General features: G+C 45.0%; 1 protein-coding gene. It reads right to left on the reverse strand.

Annotation, left to right across the window (positions count from 1 at the left end; genetic code table 11):
• A partial coding sequence (locus tag ACCI49_RS24615; protein WP_371841900.1) for an autotransporter outer membrane beta-barrel domain-containing protein occupies nucleotides 1-1,466 on the reverse strand: 1,466 nt, incomplete at both ends.

Here is a 1,466-nt window from a genome sequence, read left to right on the forward strand (position 1 = left end):
AGCGCCGCGGCTGTCGATGGTGTTCAGACCTGCAAACACCATCTCGTCGACCTGAACTGTGCTGCCGTCGGCGCTGAAGGTGTATTTGTCGCTGTCTTCGTTCTGACTGCCAGTCAGGATACCGTTGCCCCCGCTCAGGGATTCGGCACCGCTGATGGTGACGCCGGCGTGGATAAGTTCATCGAGGTTGCTGGTCAGCGACCAGCCATGGCTGGTGGCACCGCTCACGGCATCGTTGCCACCATTAGCATTAACGGTATTCAGGTTAACAAACACCATGTCGTCAACCTTCACCTCAGTGCCATCAGCGTTGAAGGCGTAGCTGTCACTGTAACTACTGCTAAGAATACCGTTGCCACCACTAACTGATAAAACGTCAGAAATCGTAATTTCTGCATGCACGACTTCATTTAAGTTTCCGGTTAAAGCCCAACCATAACCATCAATACCGCTAACGCCAGCATTATTAGCAATAAGAAGGGTTACACCGTCAAAACTAATATTGTTATTAGTCGCAGTTTTCTCACCAGTTACTATCCAATCTTCCCCCAGCAGGCCCGTAACACTTTTCGCATAGCCATTTGTTTTTACTGACTCTACACCTGTGAAATTGTATTCATATCCATTCTCTAAATCGTCATCAGTATTCGATGCAACAAAACCATCCCCAAGAACATAAAAGTCACCCTCTTGGTTAGCACCTAAAGATAGGTATTTAGTAATGATATCGCTCAAATTAACAAATGTAATACCATTTATCTTACCGTCTTCCAGATTGGCTTCATCTACATTTAGCTTATCCACTCCGCCAAGCGCATCTACGACTTCAAGTGTCCAAAAATCAATACCTAATGCCGTGACAATAGTATCTGTGCCTACTTCATCTATAGAGAATTCATCTCCCATACTGGTGCCATAAAGAGTATCTGCGTAAGCATCATTGATACTCTTAAACAATATTCCTTCAGAATTTCCTGTATAAAGTTTTACTTCACCAGAGTTGCCGGTTAACACTAAACCGTTGGAATAGCTATTCGCTAATACCTGATTATTTCCGCCATCCGCATCAAATATTTCGATATCCTTAAAAGTAATTCCGTGGGCCTGTACCTCACTGTTCGCATTCACTATAAACTGGTCATCACCAGCCAGGCTAATCACGATATCTGCATTATTTGCCCCTGCATCGACTCGACTTAGCTCATAGAAATACATATCGTCGATACGGAGAGTCCCACTACTGTCGACAATAGTATAGGTATCGCTACTATTCACCTCCCCACTTAAGGTGCTACCGCCGCCATAGAAATCTTCCGCACTAGCGATCACAATGCCCGCATGGCTTACTTGATTAGTGCCCACCAATGCCCAGTTGTGATCTTCAATTGTGTCATCAGTCAGGTTACTGGTGATGGTATCGGTATCACCGGAACCCTCACCAGCTGCAATACTATTGATTCCGGTAA

Source organism: Microbulbifer epialgicus (genome assembly GCF_041447265.1).
In the GTDB taxonomy this organism is placed as follows: domain Bacteria; phylum Pseudomonadota; class Gammaproteobacteria; order Pseudomonadales; family Cellvibrionaceae; genus Microbulbifer; species Microbulbifer epialgicus.